This window comes from Streptomyces venetus, from assembly GCF_039540295.1.
GTDB lineage: Bacteria > Actinomycetota > Actinomycetes > Streptomycetales > Streptomycetaceae > Streptomyces > Streptomyces venetus.
In genome coordinates, this window is the sequence record NZ_BAABET010000006.1 from 606297 (window position 1) to 625202 (window position 18906).

At 73.7% G+C, this 18906-nt stretch carries 17 protein-coding genes; 2 read left to right on the forward strand and 15 right to left on the reverse strand.

The window, feature by feature from the left end; translation table 11 throughout:
• Window positions 1-4: 4 nt before the first annotated feature.
• The 10 genes from ABEA82_RS22740 to ABEA82_RS22785 all read right to left on the reverse strand — a co-directional run bounded on the left by ABEA82_RS22740 (window position 5) and on the right by ABEA82_RS22785 (window position 10426).
• Window positions 5-961: a glycosyltransferase family 9 protein gene (locus ABEA82_RS22740; RefSeq protein ID WP_345663431.1), complete on the reverse strand. Its 957-nt coding sequence runs from the start codon at window positions 959-961 to the stop codon at window positions 5-7.
• Window positions 958-2322, reverse strand: coding sequence for a D-glycero-beta-D-manno-heptose 1-phosphate adenylyltransferase (gene rfaE2, locus ABEA82_RS22745; RefSeq protein WP_345663432.1), 1365 nt, complete (start codon window positions 2320-2322; stop codon window positions 958-960). The genes ABEA82_RS22740 and rfaE2 overlap by 4 nt, the downstream gene beginning before the upstream one ends.
• A 1-nt stretch (window position 2323) precedes the next feature.
• On the reverse strand, window positions 2324-2926 hold the full coding sequence (locus ABEA82_RS22750; protein ID WP_345663433.1) for a D-sedoheptulose-7-phosphate isomerase: 603 nt from the start codon (window positions 2924-2926) through the stop codon (window positions 2324-2326).
• Window positions 2926-4143: a glycosyltransferase gene (locus tag ABEA82_RS22755; RefSeq protein ID WP_345663434.1), complete on the reverse strand. Its 1218-nt coding sequence runs from the start codon at window positions 4141-4143 to the stop codon at window positions 2926-2928. The genes ABEA82_RS22750 and ABEA82_RS22755 overlap by 1 nt, the downstream gene beginning before the upstream one ends.
• The gene (locus ABEA82_RS22760) at window positions 4140-5099 is read right to left on the reverse strand and encodes a glycosyltransferase (protein ID WP_345663435.1); all 960 of its coding nucleotides are present in this window, start codon (window positions 5097-5099) and stop codon (window positions 4140-4142) included. The genes ABEA82_RS22755 and ABEA82_RS22760 overlap by 4 nt, the downstream gene beginning before the upstream one ends.
• Entirely contained in the window at window positions 5096-6085 is a 990-nt protein-coding gene (locus ABEA82_RS22765; RefSeq protein ID WP_345663436.1) for a glycosyltransferase family 9 protein, read from the reverse strand. The genes ABEA82_RS22760 and ABEA82_RS22765 overlap by 4 nt, the downstream gene beginning before the upstream one ends.
• The gene (locus ABEA82_RS22770; RefSeq protein ID WP_345663437.1) at window positions 6082-6681 is read right to left on the reverse strand and encodes a D-glycero-alpha-D-manno-heptose-1,7-bisphosphate 7-phosphatase; all 600 of its coding nucleotides are present in this window, start codon (window positions 6679-6681) and stop codon (window positions 6082-6084) included. Before ABEA82_RS22770 ends, ABEA82_RS22765 begins: the two co-directional genes overlap by 4 nt.
• Complete coding sequence (locus tag ABEA82_RS22775) at window positions 6678-7676, reverse strand: glycosyltransferase family 2 protein (protein WP_345663438.1); 999 nt, start codon at window positions 7674-7676, stop codon at window positions 6678-6680. The genes ABEA82_RS22770 and ABEA82_RS22775 overlap by 4 nt, the downstream gene beginning before the upstream one ends.
• Window positions 7673-9319 carry a carbamoyltransferase family protein gene (locus tag ABEA82_RS22780; RefSeq protein ID WP_345663439.1) on the reverse strand — a complete coding sequence of 549 codons (1647 nt, stop codon included), beginning with the start codon at window positions 9317-9319 and terminating at the stop codon, window positions 7673-7675. The genes ABEA82_RS22775 and ABEA82_RS22780 overlap by 4 nt, the downstream gene beginning before the upstream one ends.
• A 144-nt stretch (window positions 9320-9463) precedes the next feature.
• Window positions 9464-10426, reverse strand: coding sequence for an NAD-dependent epimerase/dehydratase family protein (locus ABEA82_RS22785; protein WP_345663440.1), 963 nt, complete (start codon window positions 10424-10426; stop codon window positions 9464-9466).
• A gap of 106 nt (window positions 10427-10532) precedes the next feature.
• Here ABEA82_RS22785 and ABEA82_RS22790 point away from each other — a divergent pair, with 106 nt between their 5' ends.
• Together ABEA82_RS22790 and ABEA82_RS22795 are read left to right on the forward strand one after the other, a co-directional pair.
• Window positions 10533-11321 (forward strand): polysaccharide deacetylase family protein, encoded by a 789-nt coding sequence (locus ABEA82_RS22790; RefSeq protein ID WP_423658017.1) that lies wholly within the window; start codon window positions 10533-10535, stop codon window positions 11319-11321.
• 91 nt (window positions 11322-11412) lie between these two features.
• Window positions 11413-11853, forward strand: a complete 441-nt coding sequence (locus ABEA82_RS22795; RefSeq protein ID WP_345663441.1) for an SRPBCC family protein — start codon at window positions 11413-11415, stop codon at window positions 11851-11853.
• 69 nt (window positions 11854-11922) lie between these two features.
• Here ABEA82_RS22795 and ABEA82_RS22800 read toward each other — a convergent pair whose 3' ends face one another.
• The 5 genes from ABEA82_RS22800 to ABEA82_RS22820 all read right to left on the reverse strand — a co-directional run bounded on the left by ABEA82_RS22800 (window position 11923) and on the right by ABEA82_RS22820 (window position 18632).
• On the reverse strand, window positions 11923-13074 hold the full coding sequence (locus ABEA82_RS22800; protein ID WP_345663442.1) for an XdhC family protein: 1152 nt from the start codon (window positions 13072-13074) through the stop codon (window positions 11923-11925).
• Window positions 13075-13122: 48 nt separating this feature from the next.
• Complete coding sequence (locus ABEA82_RS22805) at window positions 13123-14580, reverse strand: NCS2 family permease (RefSeq protein WP_345663443.1); 1458 nt, start codon at window positions 14578-14580, stop codon at window positions 13123-13125.
• Window positions 14581-14785: 205 nt separating this feature from the next.
• Window positions 14786-17170, reverse strand: coding sequence for a xanthine dehydrogenase subunit D (pucD, locus tag ABEA82_RS22810; protein ID WP_345663444.1), 2385 nt, complete (start codon window positions 17168-17170; stop codon window positions 14786-14788).
• A complete protein-coding gene (locus tag ABEA82_RS22815) occupies window positions 17170-17742 on the reverse strand; it encodes a (2Fe-2S)-binding protein (protein WP_345663445.1) in 573 nt (190 codons plus the stop codon). The genes pucD and ABEA82_RS22815 overlap by 1 nt, the downstream gene beginning before the upstream one ends.
• Window positions 17742-18632 (reverse strand): FAD binding domain-containing protein, encoded by an 891-nt coding sequence (locus ABEA82_RS22820; protein WP_345663446.1) that lies wholly within the window; start codon window positions 18630-18632, stop codon window positions 17742-17744. The genes ABEA82_RS22815 and ABEA82_RS22820 overlap by 1 nt, the downstream gene beginning before the upstream one ends.
• Between the last annotated feature and the right edge of the window lie 274 nt (window positions 18633-18906).

The window sequence follows — 18906 nt, forward strand, 5'->3', positions numbered from 1 at the left end:
CCCCTCACGGGTGTCGGATGCCGGGCGGTTCGGTGACGGCACGCAGGACGTCCTCCGGCGTGATGCGCAGCAGCGCCGGGTCGGGCCGGCGGCCGTGCGGGTCGCCCTCGGGCCCGTACCACAGCGCGCGGTGGCACGGGCCGGGCGGCGGGCCCCAGCGGCTCGGCGGGACGGGGCCGAAGAGGGTGACGGAGCGTGTGGCGTGGGCGACCGCGAGGTGGGCGATGCCGGTGTCGCCGCTGATCACGACGTGCGCGTCGGCGACGAGGGCGGCCAGCCGGTTGAAGGGCAGGCCGCCGCCGAACACGTCGGTGTCGGGCAGGCCGGCCTGTTTGGCGAGCTGAGCCACGAGGTCGCCCTCGTCCGCGCCGCCGGTGACGACGACCCGCAGGCCCCGCGCCCGCAGTTCGGTGGCGACGGCCGCGTACCGCTCGACGGGCCAGCAGCGGGCGGGTGACCCGGCGCCGGGATGCAGCACGACCGCGCCGGGCGCCGGGGAGGCGGTGGACGGCCGGGGCAGGCGCAGGTCGGCGGGGTCGGCGTCGATGCCGTACGCCCGGAGCAGCCGGCACCAGCGGTCGCGTTCGTGTTCCTCCGCGTACCAGGGCGGGCCGTCGATCTCGGGCAGGTCCGGGTGCGCGAAGGCGAGCAGTTTCCGTGGCCGCAGCCCCATGAGCAGCCGGTGGCTCGGTGGTCCGTTGCCGTGCAGGTCGACGGCGACGTCCGGCGGCGGGCCGCTCCAGTCGAGCGACACCGGCACCTTGCGCCCCGGCGCGGAGGCGGGCAGCAGCCGGTCCACGGCCCCCGTCACCGCCGCGACCGGTTCGAGCTCGGCGGGCGCGGCCAGCACGGTCTCGTGCCCGGGGTGGGCCCGCCGCAGGGCGCGCAGGGCGGGGACGCCGGCGAGGAGGTCGCCGAGTCCCAGGGCGCGCAGCACGAGGAGACGCGGTGGCAGGGTCATCGTGCTCCTTCCGCCGCCCGTTCCATGAGGGCCGTCGAGGAGCGTCCGTCGAGGTAGGGCAGGAGGACCGCCTGGCCGCCCCATTTCTGGAGGAGGGCGGCTTCCGGCAGGTCGGCCGCCGCGTAGTCGCCGCCCTTGACCCAGACGTCGGGGCGCAGGTCGGCCAGGAGGCGTTCGGGGGTGTCCTCGTCGAAGACGGCGACGGCGTCGACGCAGGCCAGGGCGTGCAGCACCCGGACGCGATCGGCGAGCGGGGTGACCGGTCGGCCCGCCCCCTTGCGGCGCCGCACCGAGGCGTCCGAGTTGACGCAGACGACCAGGCAGTCGCCGAGCCGCCGGGCGGCCTGGAGCAGGCCGACGTGGCCGGCGTGGAGGAGGTCGAAGCAGCCGCCGGCGGCGACGACCGTGCCGTGCGCGGTACGGACCCTGGCCGCCACGGCGTACGGGTCGTCCTCGTCGGGCGGCGGTGCCGGTTCGGCGTCCGCGCGCGGGAGCGCCGCCGCCCCGCCCGCGGCGACGAACCCGCTGGCGGCGGCCACGGCGCCCTCGACGGCCTCGGCCACCAGGACTCCGTCGGCGAGCAGCCCGGCCGCCGTCGCGGCGAACCGGTCCCCCGCCCCGCAGCTGTCGCCGTGGTGCGCTGCGGGCGCGGGGACGAGCAGCGGGTGCTCGCCGTAGGACAGCAGGGCGCCGCGGGCGCCGAGGGTGACCGCGACGGCCGCGGCCCGCCAGTGCCGGACGAGGGCGGCGGCGCTGTGGGCGGCGGCACGCAGGTCCCGGCGCGGGGTGCCGTCCCGCGGGGCGAGGCCGTGGGCCTCCTTCTCCGCCGGGGTCACCAGCCGGGTGCCGGGCACGGGCGGACCGCCGCGTGGGTGCGGGTCCCAGACCAGCGGCGGGCGGGCGGCGAGGACGTCCCGGAGGGCGTCGGCCGTACCGCGGCCGTAGTCGGAGACCAGGACGGCGGGCGCGGAGCGGACGACCTCGCGGGCGGCCTCGGTTGCCTCGCGCGTGCGGCCGGCCCCGCGGTCCAGGCGGACCACGGGGCGGTCCTGCGCGAGGATCCGGGTCTTCTCGGACAGGGAGCCGGTCAGCGGCAGCGGGACCAGGGTGAGCCAGGGTTCCAGAAGGCGGCGCAGGGCGCGGCTGGCCGGGTCGTCGCCCACCCCCGCGACCAGCGTGACGTCCCGGCCGTCACGGGCCGCCAGGTAGGCCGCCAGCGCGGCGCCGCCGGGCCGGGTCCGTTCCGCGCAGTCGTCGACGACGGGCACGGGCGCGTCCGGCGCGAGCCGCTCCGCCCGGCCGCGCAGATCCCGGTCCAGCAGCGCGTCACCGACCACGACCAGGGGTGCCTTGCCGTTCATGTCACCTCCGGCCGTCGCCGTCGCGCCAGGTGCCGCGTTCCACCGCCGCGTCGAACGCCGCACACACCATGTGCACCGCCACCAGGTGCAGTTCCTGCACGGTCGCCGCCGTCGGTGCCTCGACGCACAGGTACTCGTCGCTGCCCGCCATCAGCGGGTTGGGTGCGCAGCCGGTGAGGGCCCACACGCGTACCCCGGCCGCCCGGGCGGCGTCCGCGGCGGACAGCAGGTTGGCGCTGGCGCCGCTGGTGGACAGCAGGATCAGGATGTCGCCGGGGCGGCCATGGGCGCGCACCTGGCGGGCGAACACCTCGTCCACGCCGTAGTCGTTGGCGATGGCGGTGGTGCTGGAGGTGTCGGCGTGCAGGGCGAGCGCGGAGAACGGCGGCCGGTCGTCGCGGTAGCGGCCGACGAGTTCGGCGGTCAGATGCTGGGCCTGGGCGGCGCTGCCGCCGTTGCCCGCGGCCAGCAGCCGGCCGCCGCCGGTGAGCACGGTCGCCAGGCGCTCGCCCCACCGCTGCGTGAGGTGCGCCGAGGCACGGAACGCGGTCAGGGCGTCCTGGAGTTCGTCGCAGTGCCCGGTGACGGGCGGGTGCACGGTCATCACGCCACCTCCTTCTGCTGTGCGTGTCCGGCGAGGACCTGGCGGTGGACCTGCTCCACGCCGTCGCCGACACGCCGCCAGGTGTAGTGGGTGAGGACGCGTTCCCGCCCGGCCGTGCCGTGGCGGCGGCGCAGCGCGTCGTGGTCGAGGAGTTCGCGTACGGCCGCGGCGACCGAACCGAGGTCCTGCGATGGGACGAGCCGGCCCGTGACGCCGTCGGCGACGCTGTCGCGGTGGCCGCCGACGTCGGTGGCGACGACGGGCACGCCGCAGGCCATCGCCTCCAGCGGCACGATGCCGAACGGCTCGTAGACCGGGGTGCACAGCACCAGGTCCGCGCTGCCGATCAGGGCGGGCATGCCGGCCGGGTCGACCGCGCCGAGCATCCGGACCCGGTCGGCCACGCCGATGCTCCGCGCGAGCCGCCGCAGCCGCTGTGCCTCGGGGTCGTCGTCGAGCAGACCGGCGGGGGGCCCGCCGGCGATGAGGAGTTCGGTGTCCGGGATCTGGGCGAGTGCCCGGACGGCCTGGTCGTAGCCCTTGCGCGGGACGAGTCGGCCGCAGGCGAGCAGCCGGTGCCGCTCGCGGCGTGCGGGAACGCCGTCGGGTGCCGCCCCGGGGCGGAAGTGCCCGGCGTCCACTCCGCACGGCACCACGGACACCTGCCGGCGCGGCACACCCATCTCGGCGAGCTCGTGCACCTCGTCCGTACAGGTGGCCAGGACCCGGGCGCAGCCGCGGCCGATCTGCCGCTCGATGCCGACCCGTTCGGGCGGGCTGGTGTCGAGCCGGCCCTGGTGGCGGCGCTTGACGGTGCCGAGGGCGTGGAAGGTCTGCACGACGGGCACGTCGTGCGGGTGGGCGCCGATCCGGGAGGCCATGCCGGACATCCAGAAGTGGGCGTGTACCACGTCGGGCCGTTCCCGGGCCCAGGCGCGTGCCAGCCAGGCTCCGAAGGCGGGCATGTACGGGAACAGTTCGTCCTTGGGGACGGGGCAGGCGGGCCCGGCGGGTACGTGTTCCACGACGACGCCGCCGGGCAGCGTCACCCGGTCGGGCAAGTCGGCCGCGTCACGGCGGGTGTAGACCGTGACGTCGTGGGCGCGCCGCGCCAGTTCCTCGCTCAGGCGGGCCACGTACACGTTCTGGCCGCCCGCGTCGACGCCGCCGAGCGCGGCGAGCGGGCTGGCGTGCTCGGAGACCATGGCGATCCTCATCGGGCCACCTCCTTCAGCAGCCGTTCCCAGTCGTCCAGGAAGCGGGTGAGCCCGTAGCGGGCGAGGGCAGCCGCCCTCGCTCCCCCGCCGACCACGCGGGCACGCTGCGGGTCGGCGACGAAGTTCCGTACGGCGTCGGTCAGTTCCTCGATCCGGTTGGAGACCACTCCGGCGCCGGGCGGTACGGCCTCGGTGACCTCGGTGGTGGCGAGCGCGACGACGGGCATGCCCAGGTGCATCGCCTCCAGCAGGGACAGGCCGAGGGAGGTCCAGCGGACGGGGTGGACGTAGACGCGTCGCCGGGCCATCGCCGTGTGGAGTGCGGCCTGGGTGAGTTCGTGGGAGCGGCAGCGGTCGGCTGGGATGCCGAGCCGTTCGGCGAGCCCGTGGGTGCCCATGCCGAAGACGTCCAGCGGGGCCGCCTCGGCGAACGCGGGCAGCAGGTCGGTGCCGGTGGTACGGCCGCGCCGCAGCGGCTCGTTGACGGCGACGGCGGCGCGTTCCAGCTCTCCGGTCCACTGCTGCCCCGGGTCGATGATGCCGTGCTCGATGACGGTGCTCGGAGTCGGGCCGGCGTCCCACATCAGGCGGTTGAAGTGGGTGACGTGGACGAGGGTGACGCCGGGGAGGTCCGCGGCGGGGTGGCGGGTGTCGGGCACCCCGGGCGAGGAGCCGTGCGGGGCGTTGTGCTCCAGGTACACCAGCGGCGGACGGCGGCCCAGCCACCGGTCGACCAGGGCGAGTTCGTGCGGGCGTTGCAGGACGACGACGTCGATCTCCTCGTCCCGGAGCCGCTCCGGCGGTACCTCGACGACGGAGTCGGGCCAGTCCCAGGTGCGGGCGCGGCCGAGTCCGTCGGGCCCCCGGTCGGGGGTGACGGGGACGACGTAGGTGTGCGGGCCCTGGACGAAGGCGGTGGTCCACGATCCGTGCACGTGCCAGATGAGGATCCTCATGTCTCCCCCAGCAGTTTCTCGACGGCCGTCACCACGTCCTGCGCGGTGACGGTGTCCAGGCACGGATGGCCGGGCACGGGGCACTCCCTCGCCCTGCTGTCCGCGCACGGCGCGTCCTGGTCGCCGAGCAGCACGTACGGGACGCCGTACGGGCGCCAGCGCTCGGCCGGGACGACCGGTGCGAACAGGGACACGACCGGGGTGCCGACGGCGGCGGCGAGGTGGGCCGGGCCGGTGTTGCCGGTGACGACGACGGCGGCGCCCGCGAGGACCCCGCCCAGTTCCGCGGCCCCGGTGCGGCCGCCGAGGTCGAGGGCGTGCGAGCCCGCCACGTACGCGGTCAGGTCGCTCTCCCCCGCGCCGCCGGTGACCACCACCCGGTGACCGGCCGCGGCCAGTTCACGCGCCGCCTCGGCACAGCGCCCGGGGCTCCAGGCGCGGGCGGGGACGCTGGCGCCGGGGTGCAGGACGACGTAGGGGCCCGGGCCGGTGAGACCGGTGGTGGCGGGCGGCGGGAGCACCCGCAGCCGGCCGTCGTCGGCCGGCGGGAACCCCGCGGCCTTGGCGAGGGCCAGCGCGGCCTCGGCCTCGTGGGCGTGCGGGGCGCGGTGGTGGCGTACGTCGAGGAGGGAGCCCGGGTAGTCCTCGCTGTCGGCGGCGATGAAGCCGACGCCGGCCAGGCGCAGCAGCAGGGCGGCGGGCAGCGGCGACTGGTGGTAGGAGGTGAGGATCAGCGCGGTGTCGGCGTCGATCATGTCGATGAGCTGGTCGACCTCGCCGCGGCCGACGGGCGGGGGTGTGAAGCCCACCCAGGGCGCGTCCCACACGAGGACGTCGTCGACGCCGGGCAGCAGCCCGGCGGCGGGCGCGCCGCGCGGCCCGCACAGCAGGGTGACGGTGTCGGCGCGGGCGGCGACCGCGCGGACGGCGGGCCCGGCGAGCAGGACGTCGCCGAAGCTGTCGAGCCGGGTGACGAGGGCCTTCACGTGACCCTGCCCGGGGCCGGGCCGGTCGCGTAGGCCTCCTGGATGGGGCGTTCGTCGGCGAGGACGCGGCCCTTCGGCGGTCCGTCCAGGACGGCGCGGACAGCGGTCAGCAGGTCCGGTGCCACGTGGTCCGCGCTCATGGTCTCCTCGGGGCGGGTCCGCGCGGTGGGGACGAGGATGCCGCGGGCGCCGGCCCGGCGGGCCGCCTCCACGTCGGAGCCGATGTCGCCGATGACGACGAGGTCGGCGGGGCGGGCGCAGATCCGGCCGGCCGCCCACAGCACCATGCCGGGCCGGGGTTTGCGGCAGTGGCAGCCCTCGTCGGGGCCGTGCGGGCACATGGCGAACACGTCGAAGGGGCCGAGGAGTTCGTCGACGCGGTGGTTGACGCGGCGCACGTCGGCCTCGGTGAGCAGTCCGCGTGCGACGCCGGACTGGTTGGTGACGACGCCGGTGCGGATGCCGCGGACGCGGAGCAGGGCGAGCGCTTCCCGGGCGCCTGCGAGGGGGTGTACGCGGTCGGGGTCGGCGTTGTAGGGGACGTCCTCGACGAGCGTGCCGTCGCGGTCGAACAGCACGGCCTTGACCGGGCTCATCGCGCCACCTCCTGCCAGGCGGGGGCATGGCGGTGGCGCAGTGCGCCGGCCAGCCGGTGCCAGGTCGCGGCGGGTGGGATGAGCACGCTGGTCGCGAGCATGGTCGTCACCTCGTGGCGGGTGCGGGGACCTGGGGTGATGCGGGCGCGGGCGAACTCGGCCGTGCCGGCCGCCCAGCCGAGCGCGCAGGCCGTGGCGGCCCGGCCGTGCCCGGTGGCGGCGAGGGCGCAGGCGGCGACGCCCGCGGTGGTGATCACCGCGTGACTGCGGATCCGGCCGCGCGGCGCGACCGCCTTGTCCCACCAGTCGGGTCCGTGCAGCTGCCGCATGAGGGCGTCGTCGGCGTTGCCGCGCTGCTGGCCCACGGACGCCCAGCGGGAGGCGGGGCGCACGGGGTGGCGGGTGGTGCGGCGGCCCTGCCGGATGCGCCAGCCCGCGTCGAGGACGCGCAGCGCGAGGTCGGCGTCCTCGCGGAAGGCGCGCCGGAACCGTTCGTCGAAGCCGCCGACCTGCTTGAGCGCTTCCGTGCGGTAGGCCATGTCGGCGGTGATCCAGTGGGCCCGGGCGAGTCCGGCGGTGCCGCGCTCCCAGTCGGTGGGGCGGCGTTCGCCGGGCAGGGGTACGGCGATGACACCCTGGACGCCCGCGATGTCGGGGGACGCCTCGGCGAGGTCCTCGGCCAGTTGCCCGCACCAGTGGGGCCCTACCTGGACGTCGTCGTCGAGGAAGACGGTCCACGGCGCGGTGACGGCGCGCAGCCCGGTGTTGCGGGCGGCGGCGGGCCCACGACCGCCGCCGCCCAGCACTGTGGTGCGCTCCCGCAGGTCGCCGAGGACGCTCAACGGGTGCTCCAGCCTGTCCGGTTCGGGGTCGGGCCGGTCGTCGACGAGGACGATCTGCTCCGGGCGCGGCCCGGTCGCGGCGGCCAGCGACGCGAGACAGTCGGCGAGGGTGTCCCGGACGAGGGTGGGGATCACGACGGCGTACGAGGTCATGCGGCGCTCCTCCCTCCGGCGAACGCCCGCCCCCGGCGGACCGCGTACGGCCCGATGGCCAGCAGGTCGACGGGCGCGGAGCCGAAGCACTCCAGGGCGTCGCGCGGGTCGTCGACCATGGGCCGGCCGGCGGTGTTGAGGCTGGTGTTGACGACCACGGGCAGTCCGGTGCGCCGCTCGAAGGCCTTCAGCATCCGTGCCACCAGTGGTTCCCGCCGCTCCTCGACGGTCTGGATGCGGGCGGTGCCGTCGACGTGCACGACGGCGGGGATGCGGTCCCGCCACTGCTGGGCGACGTCGTGCACGAACAGCATGTAAGGGCTGGGCAGCGGGCCCCCGGAGAACAGGTCGGCGGCGCGGTCGGCGAGCACCATGGGGGCGACGGGCCGGAACTCCTCGCGGCCCTTGACGTGGTTGAGGCGTTCGAGGTTCTCGGCGCGGCCGGGGTGGGCGAGCAGGGAGCGGTGCCCGAGGGCGCGCGGCCCGTACTCGCCGCGGCCCTGGAACCAGGCGACGACTCCGTCCTGCGCGAGGACCTCGGCGACGGTCTCGGCGATGTCGTCCGGCTTCTCGTACGGGATGGCGGCCGTGTCCAGCCGGGCGCGCAGTTCCTCGTCGCTCCAGCCGCGGCCGAGGTCGGCCCCGGACAGGGGCTCGGGCTGTTCGGCGAGGTGCAGCGCCCCGCCGAGGGCGGTGCCGGCGTCACCGGCGGCGGGCTGCACCCACACGTCCCGGTACGGGCCCTTCGCCGCGATCTTCGAGTTGGCGACGCAGTTGAGGGCGACGCCGCCGGCCATCGTCAGTGCCTCGCCGCCGGCCTCGCGGTGCAGCCAGTCGACGAGCTCCAGCAGGACTTCCTCGAGGACGGCCTGGGTGCTGGCGGCGAGGTCGGCGTGGTCCTGGTTCCAGGGTTCGCCCGGGGTGCGGGGCGGGGTGAAGAGGGCCCAGTCGACGCCGTGGGCGCGGAAGCCGCCGTGGCCGGTGGGGTGGACGTACTGCCGCAGCTGGGGGAGGAAGCGCGGGGTGCCGTAGGAGGCGAGGGCCATCACCTTGTACTCGTCGCTGCTGCGCAGGAACCCCAGGTGCTCGGTGAGCTCCTCGTAGACCAGGCCGAGCGAGTCGGGCAGCGCCTGTGTGGCGAGGGTGTCGAGCTTGCCCTCTCGGTAGCGGCCGGCCAGGTGCGAGGCTGCCTCGCCGCGGCCGTCGAGGACGAGCACGGCACTGTCGGGGTGTGGGGAGGCGGGCCCGGCGGAGGCGGCGTGGGCGACGTGGTGGGGGACGAAGACGACCCGGTCTGGGTCGAGTCCGGGCAGGGCCTCGGCGAGGAAGCCGGGGGCGCGACGGGCGTACTCCAGGCGCAGTGGGTCCCAGGGGTCGTCCAGGCCCATCTCGCGGGCGGGCCGGGCGAGCTTCGGGTCGAAGGAGTAGGTGACGGCGTCCAGCTCGCCCGGTCGTATGCCGGCCTGTTCCAGGCACCAGCGGGCGGACAGCTCGGGCAGCTCCCACGCGGAGAACGGCAGCGGGCGCTTGCCGTGCTTGCGGCGGCTGAAGCGCTCTTCCTCGGCGGCCGCCACCGTCCGCCCGTCGACCACGAGGGCGGCGGCGGGGTCATGGAACAGGGCGTTGATACCGAGAATGCGCATGGGGGTGTGCTCCGTCCCGGTGGTCGTGGGGACTACGGTGCGCCGAGTGCCGCGGTGCAGCTGTCTCAAACAATTGGAGCCAACTTCAGGAAATAAACCGAATTATCACTTTCTGTCGCACACCCAGCCCGCAGGGCGACCGGCTCAGGCAGCCGCGGACCTCGAGAACCAGCCAACGGTCCGCTCCAGCCCCTCGCTCCATCCGACGCGAGGCCTCCAGCCGAGCCGTTCCCGGGCCAGCCGGGTGTCGGGACGGCGCCGGGCGGGGTCGTCCACGGGGCGGCCCACGTGGCGGACGCGGGAGGCGGAGCCGGTGAGCTCGATGATCCTGCGGGCCAGCTCCAGCATGGTGATCTCGTCGTCGCCGCCGATGTTCACGGGCCCGGTCTCGGCGGAGGCGGCCAGGGCCAGCACGCCGTCCACGGTGTCGTCGACGTAGCACAGCGAGCGGGTCTGGCCGCCGTCACCGGCGACCGTCAGGGGCATGCCGTCCAGGGCCTGCGTGACGAAGGTGGGAACGGCGCGGCCGTCGCCGGTGCGCATGCGCGGGCCGTAGGTGTTGAAGATGCGGACGATGGCGGTGTCGGTGCCGCGCGCGCCGCGGTGGGCGGTGACCAGGGCCTCCGCGAAGCGCTTGGACTCGTCGTACACGCTGCGCGGGCCGACCGGGTTGACGTTGCCCCAATAGCCCTCGCGCTGCGGGTGCTCCAGTGGGTCGCCGTAGACCTCGGAGGTGGAGGCGAGGACGAACCGGGCACCGTCGGCGTGGGCGCGCTCCAGGGCCAGGCGGGTGCCGGTACTGCCGACGTCGAGGGTCTCCAGCGGCAGCCGCAGGTAGTCCACCGGCGAGGCCGGGCACGCGAAGTGCAGGATGAGGTCGAACCGGCCGGGCAGGCCGGCGAGGGCCTCCGGGTCGGTGGCGTCACCTCGCACGAAGCGGAAGCCGGGCCGCGGCTCCAGATCGGCCACGTTGGCGCGGGAGCCGGTGGCGAGGTTGTCCAGGCACACCACAGCCGTGCCGGCGTCCAGCAGCCGTGCGCACAGATGGGACCCGACGAACCCGGCACCGCCGGTGATCAGGGCCCGGCTCCAGACCTGTCCGTTCACGGGACTCTCCTCCCACTCGGGCCCCCCGCATCCCCGGCGCGAGTAACCCGCAGAAGAGCCGAAAACACTATGCACTGGACGTATACACGCTGTGTATAGTCCCGGCATGCCTTCTCTGACCAAGAAGATGAAGAAAACGGGGACCGCGTTCCGAACGGCCGGAACGCTCGCGGCGACCGCCGCCCTGACCCTGGCCCTGAGCGGTTGCGCCGGGCCCGAGGCCACGGCTCCCAGCGCCGTACGGGCCCGGGCGGCGGCGGACCTCCCAGCAGCCCGTTTCGGCACCGTCGACTGCCGTGAGGTCAAGTGCATCGCGCTGACCTTCGACGCCGGGCCGAGCGAGCACTCCGCGCGCCTGCTGGACATCCTCCAGGAGAAACAGGTCCCGGCGACCTTCTTCCTCCTCGGCAAACGCCACATCGAGAAGTACCCGGAGCTGGTGCGGCGGATGGCCGACGAGGGCCACGAGGTGGCCAGCCACACCTGGGACCACAGAATCCTGACCCGGCTGAGACCCGAGGAGATACGCGAGGAGCTGGAACGCCCCAACCGGGAGATAGCACGCCTCACCGGCCGTCGCCCGACCCTGATGCGTCCGCCGCAGGGCCGCACCGACGCCACCGTGCACGAGATCTGCCGCGAACTCGGCCTCTCCGAGGTGCTGTGGAGCGTGACCGCGAAGGACTACACGACGACCGACTCGGACCTCATCACCCGCCGTGTCCTCGCCCAGGCCTCCCGGGACGGGATCATCCTGCTGCACGACATCTACGACGGCACCGTTCCGGCCGTGCCGGGCATCATCGACGCGCTCAAGGAACGCGGGTACGTGTTCGTGACGGTCCCACAGCTGCTCGCCCCCGGGACTGCGGAGCCGGGGAAGGTCTACCGGTAGGCCGGGGGGCCGGCACCGTCCGGCCTGGGCCAACTGGGTGAGGCATGCACGGACCCGGCCTTGAACAGCGGGGATTTCCTACGATCGTGACGTGGTGAACTTCCTGCTCGAGCGTACGGTCCCGCTGCCCCTCGACGAGGCGTGGCGGCGGATCACCCGGTGGCGGCGGCACGGTGAGGTGGTGCCGTTGACCGCGGTCAGAGTGATCCCGCCCGAACCGACCCGCCGCGGCACCCTCGTCGTGGCACGCTCGGGCCTCGGCCCGCTGTCCTTCGACGACCCGATGGAAGTCACGGTGTGGCAGCCCCCGGAGGACGGGGCGCCGGGACGGTGCCGACTGGAGAAGCGGGGCCGGGTGGTGCTGGGCTGGGCGGAGCTGGAAGTGCGGCCGGGGCCCGGGGGCCGCAGCCGCGTGGTCTGGCGGGAGGAGCTCCGCCTCCGGCTGCTGCCGTCCCTCTTCGACGGCGTGGTGCGGCGCTCCTCGCGGTATGTGTTCGGACGGGCGCTGAACCGCCTGCTCAGGTCACCGTGACGACCGTCGAACGGGCCCGCGACGACGGTCTGCGCTGTTGCGTGCTGCGCACCGGTCGATGAGGGCGCGTCAGGCCACCGACCCGATCCGCCCCACCGCCCTCGGCTCCGGCTCGTGGTGGATCGGGGTGTGGGCGCCGGTCAGTGAGGCCCCGCTGCCGCCGCGCCGGGCCGCGACGATCTCCGACGCGATCGACAGTGCCGTCTCCTCCGGTGTGCGGGCCCCGAGATCCAGGCCGATCGGGGAGTGCAGTCGGCTCAACTCCAGCTCGGTGACGCCGACTTCGCGCAGGCGGGCGTTGCGGTCCAGGTGGGTGCGCCGGGAGCCCATGGCGCCGACGTACGCCACCGGCAGGCGCAGCGCCAGTTGCAGCAGAGGCACGTCGAACTTGGCGTCGTGGGTCAGGACGCACAGGACCGTGCGGGCGTCGACGTCGGTGCGCTCCAGGTAGCGGTGGGGCCACTCGACGACGATCTCGTCGGCGTCGGGGAAGCGCGTCCGGGTCGCGAAGACGGGGCGTGCGTCGCACACCGTGACGTGGTGGCCGAGGAACTTGCCGATGCGGACCAGCGCGGAGGCGAAGTCGATCGCGCCGAAGACGATCATGCGGGGCGGCGGGACCGAGGACTCGACCAGGAGTGTGAGCGGTGCGCCGCAACGCGAGCCCTGCTCGCCGATCTCCAGGGTGCCGGTGCGGCCGGCGTCCAGGAAGGCACCCGCCTCGGCGGCGACCGTGCGGTCCAGTTCCGGATGGGTGCCGAAGCCGCCCTCGCAGGACCCGTCGGGACGGACGAGGAGGGCCCGGCCGGTCAGTTCGCGCGGGCCCGACACGATCCGCGCCACCGCCGCCGCCTCCCCTTCGGCGGCGGCGGCGAGCGCGGAGGCGACCACCGGGCGGACCGGATCGGCGGCCCGTACCGGGGTGACCAGGATGTCGATGACGCCGCCGCAGGTCAGCCCCACGGCGAAGGCGTCGTCGTCGCTGTAGCCGAAGCGCTCCAGGACGCTCTCGCCGTCCCGCAGCGCCTGTTCGCACAGTTCGTAGACCGCGCCCTCGACGCAGCCCCCGGAGACCGAGCCGATCACCGTGCCCTCGGCGTCCACCGCGAGCGCGGCGCCGGGCTGCCGGGGCGCGCTGCCGCCGACGGCCACCACGGTGGCCACGGCGAAGTCACGGCCCTGCTCGACCCACCGGTTCAGCTCTTCGGCGATGTCCAGCATCTTTCTCGGTCTCCTTGAGGTCGCGACGAGAGGTCGTGGCGAGGGGCGTCAGTGGACGCCCAGCCAGCTCTCGATCGGGTTGAGGGCGAAGTAGACGAGGAACACCGCCGTCAGTACCCACATGAAGGCGCCGATCTCGCGCCCCTTGCCCTGGGCGGTCTTGATGGCCACGTAGGAGACGACGCCCGCCGCGACACCGGTGGTGATGGTGTACGTGAACGGCATCAGCACGACCGTCAGGAACACCGGGACGGCGGTGGCCCGGTCGGCCCAGTCCACGTGCCGGGCGTTCATCAGCATCATCGCGCCGATGACGACGAGGGCGGCGGACGCGACCTCCTGCGGCACGATCGCCGTGAGCGGCGTGAAGAACAGGCAGGCCGCGAAGAACAGCCCGGTGACGACCGAGGCGAGGCCCGTGCGGGCGCCTTCGCCGACACCGGTCGCCGACTCGATGAACACCGTCTGGCCGGAGCCGCCGGACACGCCTCCGATCGCGCCGCCGGCGCCGTCGATGAACAGCGCCTTGGACAGGCCCGGCATCCGGCCCTTGTCGTCGGCGAGCTTCGCCTCGGTGCCGACGCCGATGATGGTCGCCATCGCGTCGAAGAACCCGGCCAGCACCAGGGTGAAGACGATCATGCCGACGGTCATCGCGCCGACCTCGCCCCAGCCGCCGAACTCCACGTGCCCGAAGAGCGAGAAGTCGGGCATGGACACCGCGCTGCCGTGCAGCTCGGGTGCGCCGGCCGCCCACTGCTTCGGGTCGACGACACCGGCGGCGTTCAGCATCGCGGCCACGACCGTGCCGCTGACGATGCCGATGAGGATGGCGCCCGGGAGGTTCCGGGCCTGGAGCATGAAGATCAGCAGCAGGGTGCCGGCGAAGAGCAGCACGGGCCAGCCGGCCAGTTCGCCCGCCGGGCCGAGCGTGACGGGAGTGGCCTTGCCCTGGTGCACGAAGCCGGACTTGTAGAAGCCGATGAGGGCGATGAACAGGCCGATGCCCATGGTGATGCCGTGCTTGAGCGCGAGCGGGATCGCGTTCATGATCATCTCGCGCAGGCCGGTGACGACCAGCAGCATGATGACCACGCCGTAGACCACGCACATGCCCATCGCCTGCGGCCAGGTCATCTCGGGCGCCACCTGGGAGGACAGCACCCCGGACACGGACAGCCCCGCGGCGAGGGCGAGGGGCACCTTGCCGACGAAGCCCATCAGCAACGTGGTGAGGGCCGCCGCGAACGCGGTGGCGGTGATCAGGGCCTGCTGCGCGAGGGTGTCCCCGGCCGCGTCCCTGCCGGACAGGATCAGGGGGTTGAGCAGGAGGATGTACGCCATCGCCATGAAGGTCGTGACGCCGCCGCGCACCTCTCGCGCGACCGTGGATCCTCTGAGGGATATGTGGAAGTACCGGTCGAGCCAGGACCGGCCGGCCGGGACGCGGGTGCCTTCGCCCGCGTCTTCGGCTGTGGTCCTCGGCTCTACTGACGGCTGGGTCATGTGGGCCTGCTCCCAAGGTTCAAAGGGGCACCCGCGTCCTGCCTCGGCGCTCCGCGGGATTTGGGAAGGTGCTGCGGCCGCACGACCCGGGGGACGGCCCGAGACGAACGATTCGGTCGGATTCCGGGGGCCGCGAGCGGTGCGGATCCCGGTACTCCGGGCGGCGCGGAGTGTGTGACGTTCCTTCGCGCCGCCCGGAGAGCTCTTACGCGGTGCCGGTCAGGTGCTCGGGGCGGACCGGCGTCCTGTTCAGCTCCAGGCCGGTCGCCGCGCGGATCGCCGCGAGCACCGCCGGAGTCGACGACAGCGTGGGGGCCTCGCCGATGCCGCGCAGCCCGTACGGGGCGTGCTCGTCGGCGAGTTCGAGGACGTCGACCGGGATGGTCGGCGTGTCGAGGATGGTCGGGATCAGGTAGTCGGTGAAGGACGGGTTCTTGACCTTCGCCGTCTTCGGGTCGACGACGATCTCCTCCATGACCGCCACGCCCAGGCCCTGCGTCGTGCCGCCCTGGATCTGGCCGAGCACGGACAGCGGGTTGAGCGCCTTGCCGACGTCCTGGGCGCAGGCCAGCTCGATGACCTTCACCAGGCCGAGCTCGGTGTCGACCTCGACGACGGCGCGGTGCGCGGCGAAGGAGTACTGGACGTGCCCGTTGCCCTGCCCGGTGCGCAGGTCGAAGGGCTCGGTCGGCCGGTGCCGCCACTCCTCCTCGACCTCCACAGTCTCGCCCTCCAGGACGTCGACCAGGTCGGCGAGGACCTCGCCGCCGTCCGTGACGACCTTGCCGCCCTCCAGCAGCAGTTCGGCCGTCGCCCAGGCCGGGTGGGAGGAGCCGAACCTGCGGCGCCCGAGCTCCAGCACCTTCTCGCGCACCAGCTCGCAGGCGTTCTTCACCGCGCCGCCGGTGACGTACGTCTGCCGGGAGGCGGAGGTCGAACCGGCGCTGCCCACCCGGGTGTCGGCCGGATTGATGGTCACCTGCGCGACGCCCAGCTCGGTGCGGGCGATCTGCGCGTGGACGGTGACACCGCCCTGCCCGACCTCGGCCATGGCCGTGTGGACGGTGACGACGGGCTCACCGGCCACGACCTCCATCCGCACCTTCGCGGTCGAGTAGTCGTCGAAGCCCTCGGAGAAGCCGACGTTCTTGATGCCGACCGCGTAGCCGACCCCGCGTACGACGCCCTCGCCGTGCGTGGTGTTGGACAGGCCGCCCGGCAGCTGCCGTACGTCGGCGCCCTCGCTGGACTCCCACTGACGCTCCGGCGGCATCGGCATCGCCTTGACGCGGCGCAGGAGTTCGGCGACCGGGGCCGGGGAGTCGACCCGTTGCCCGGTCGGCAGGAGGGTGCCCTGCTCCATGGCGTTGAGCCGGCGGAACTCCACCGGGTCCATGCCGAGCTTCGCGGCCAGCTTGTCCATCTGCGCCTCGTAGGCGAAGCACGCCTGGACCGCGCCGAAGCCGCGCATGGCGCCGCAGGGCGGGTTGTTGGTGTAGAGGGCGATGGCCTCGATGTCCACGTCGTCGATCACGTACGGGCCGACGGACAGCGAGGAGGCGTTGCCGACGACCGCCGGGGAGGCGGAGGCGTAGGCGCCGCCGTCCAGGACGATCCGGCACTTCATGTGGGTGAGCTTGCCGTCGCGCGTGGCCCCGTGCTCGTAGTGGAGCTTCGCCGGGTGGCGGTGGACGTGCCCGAAGAAGGACTCGAACCGGTTGTAGACGATCTTGACGGGCTTGCCCGTGCGCAGCGCCAGCAGGCAGGCGTGGATCTGCATCGACAGGTCCTCACGGCCGCCGAACGCGCCGCCGACGCCGGACAGCGTCATGCGTACCTTGTCCTCGGGCAGCCCGAGCACGGGCGCGATCTGCCGCAGGTCGCTGTGCAGCCACTGGGTGGCGATGTAGAGGTGGACGCCGCCGTCCTCCTCGGGTACGGCGAGACCGGACTCGGGTCCGAGGAAGGCCTGGTCCTGCATGCCGAAGGTGTACTCGCCCTCGACGATGACGTCGGCCCGCCGCCGGGCGGCCGCGACGTCGCCGCGGACGATCGGCTGACGGTGCACGATGTTCGGGTGCGGGACGTGGCCGGCGTGGTGGTCGTCGCGGTGCTCGTGGACGAGGATCGCGTCCGGCGCGGTGGCGGAGGCCTCGTCGGTGATGACGGGCAGTTCGCGGTAGTCGACCCTGATCTTCGCGGCGGCGCGGCGGGCGGTCTCCGGGTGGTCGGCGGCGACGACCGCGACCGGCTCGCCGTGGTGGCGGACCTTGCCGTGGGCGAGGACCGGGGTGTCCTGGATCTCCAGCCCGTAGTTCTTCACGGCCGTCGGCAGGTCGTCGTACGTCAGCACGGCGTACACGCCCGGCAGCGCCAGGGCCTCGCTCGTGTCGATGGACACGATCTCGGCGTGCGCGACCGTCGACCGGAGGATCTGGCCCCAGAGCATGTCCTCGTGCCACATGTCCGAGGAGTACGCGAACTCGCCGGTGACCTTGAGGGTGCCGTCCGGGCGGAGGGTCGACTCGCCGATGCCGCCCTTGGTCTGCGACCCCTGGGTGAGCTTCGTCGGAGCGCCGTTGGCCGGCATCAGACCGCCCCTCCCTGCCGGGCGGCCGCGAGGCGGACCGCGTCCATGATCTTCTCGTAGCCGGTGCAGCGGCACAGATTGCCTGACAGGGCCTCGCGGATGTCCGCGTCGGTCGGGTCGGGGTTGCGCTCCAGCATCTCGTCGGCGGCGACCAGCAGTCCCGGCGTGCAGAAGCCGCACTGGACCGCGCCGGCGTCGATGAACGCCTGCTGGATCGGGGCGAGCTCGGTGCCCTCGCCGGTCTGCGAGTCGGTGCCCTTGGCCTGCCACTGCCGCGAGTCCTCGAGCGACGTACCGCAGCCACCGGTCCCGCAGGACCGCTGCCTGGCGTAGTCGGCGAGACCCTCGACGGTGACGACCTCGCGGCCCTGAACCTGCCCGGCTGCCACCAGGCACGAGCACACCGGCACCCCGTCGAGCCGGACCGTGCACGAACCGCACTCGCCCTGCTCGCAGGCGTTCTTCGACCCCGGAAGGCCCAGCCGCTCCCTCAGTACGTACAGCAGGGACTCGCCCTCCCACACGTCGTCGGCTTCCTGCGGACGGCCGTTGACCGTGAAGTTGACGCGCATCAGGCAGCTCCCTCGATGGTGCGGCGGGCCCCGCGGTAGGACTCCCAGGTCCAGGTCAGCGTGCGGCGGGCCATGACGCCGACCGCGTGCCGGCGGTAGCTCGCCGTGCCCCGGACGTCGTCGATGGGGTTGCAGGCGGCGGAGCACAGGTCGGCGAACTGCTTGGCGACCGAGGGAGTGACGATCTTCCCGTTGTCCCAGAAGCCGCCCTCCTCCAGAGCGGCGTTCAGGAACTCCTCGGCGGCCTTGGCCCGAATGGGCGTAGGGGCGGCCGAACCGATGCCCGTCCGCACGGTCCGCGTCTCGGGATGCAGCGCGAGCCCGAACGCGCACACGGCGATGACCATCGCGTTGCGGGTTCCCACCTTGGAGAACTGCTGCGGCCCGTCGGCCTTCTTCACGTGCACGGCGCGGATCAGCTCGTCGGCCGCCAGCGCGTTGCGCTTCACTCCCTTGTAGAACGCGTCGATCGGGATGCGCCGCGATCCGCGCACCGACTCGACCTCCACCTCGGCGCCCGCGGCGAGCAGGGCGGGGTGGGCGTCGCCGGCCGGGGAGGCGGTGCCGAGGTTGCCGCCGACGCCGCCGCGGTTGCGGATCTGCGGGGAGGCGACCGTGTGCGAGGCGAGGGCGAGACCCGGCAGTTCGGCGCGCAGGTTCTCCATGATCTGCGTGTAGGGCACCGAAGCACCCAGCCGTACGCTCTCCTCGCCGACCTCCCACTCGGAGAGGTCACCGACGCGGTTCAGGTCCATGAGGTACTCGGGCCGGCGGTGGTCGAAGTTGATCTCGACCATCACGTCGGTGCCACCCGCAATCGGCACAGCGGTGGGGTGCTCGGCTTTCGCGGCGAGCGCCTCCTCCCAGCTGGCGGGGCGAAGGAAGTCCATGACCGGCTCTCTTCTTCGTCTTCTCGTGGGGCGTTCAGATTGAGCCAATCCGTGTGCGGCGGTCCCGGCTCGTTCATGTGCTGTTGACGCGTAGTGGCCTCAGTACACAGCGCGGTACTCCGACGGGGTCAGTCACGGAAACCATGAAGGAGTTGGCTGGCCAGGGCGGGCATCTTGTAGATTCGTATGAACGGAGGCCCTCGGAAACCTCCGTGTTCTCCTGTGGAAACGCGCGACACAGGCGCGCGACCTCGCACAGCCGGGCCCCGCCCGG

Coding starts and splice junctions, on each gene's coding strand:
- ABEA82_RS22740 (WP_345663431.1), bottom strand. CDS start 961: ATGACCCTGCCACCGCGTCTCCTCGTGCTGCGCGCCCTGGGACTCGGC.
- rfaE2 (WP_345663432.1), bottom strand. CDS start 2,322: ATGAACGGCAAGGCACCCCTGGTCGTGGTCGGTGACGCGCTGCTGGAC.
- ABEA82_RS22750 (WP_345663433.1), bottom strand. CDS start 2,926: ATGACCGTGCACCCGCCCGTCACCGGGCACTGCGACGAACTCCAGGAC.
- ABEA82_RS22755 (WP_345663434.1), bottom strand. CDS start 4,143: ATGAGGATCGCCATGGTCTCCGAGCACGCCAGCCCGCTCGCCGCGCTC.
- ABEA82_RS22760 (WP_345663435.1), bottom strand. CDS start 5,099: ATGAGGATCCTCATCTGGCACGTGCACGGATCGTGGACCACCGCCTTC.
- ABEA82_RS22770 (WP_345663437.1), bottom strand. CDS start 6,681: ATGAGCCCGGTCAAGGCCGTGCTGTTCGACCGCGACGGCACGCTCGTC.
- ABEA82_RS22775 (WP_345663438.1), bottom strand. CDS start 7,676: ATGACCTCGTACGCCGTCGTGATCCCCACCCTCGTCCGGGACACCCTC.
- ABEA82_RS22780 (WP_345663439.1), bottom strand. CDS start 9,319: ATGCGCATTCTCGGTATCAACGCCCTGTTCCATGACCCCGCCGCCGCC.
- ABEA82_RS22790 (WP_423658017.1), top strand. CDS start 10,533: ATGCCTTCTCTGACCAAGAAGATGAAGAAAACGGGGACCGCGTTCCGA.
- ABEA82_RS22800 (WP_345663442.1), bottom strand. CDS start 13,074: ATGCTGGACATCGCCGAAGAGCTGAACCGGTGGGTCGAGCAGGGCCGT.
- ABEA82_RS22805 (WP_345663443.1), bottom strand. CDS start 14,580: ATGACCCAGCCGTCAGTAGAGCCGAGGACCACAGCCGAAGACGCGGGC.
- pucD (WP_345663444.1), bottom strand. CDS start 17,170: ATGCCGGCCAACGGCGCTCCGACGAAGCTCACCCAGGGGTCGCAGACC.
- ABEA82_RS22815 (WP_345663445.1), bottom strand. CDS start 17,742: ATGCGCGTCAACTTCACGGTCAACGGCCGTCCGCAGGAAGCCGACGAC.
- ABEA82_RS22820 (WP_345663446.1), bottom strand. CDS start 18,632: ATGGACTTCCTTCGCCCCGCCAGCTGGGAGGAGGCGCTCGCCGCGAAA.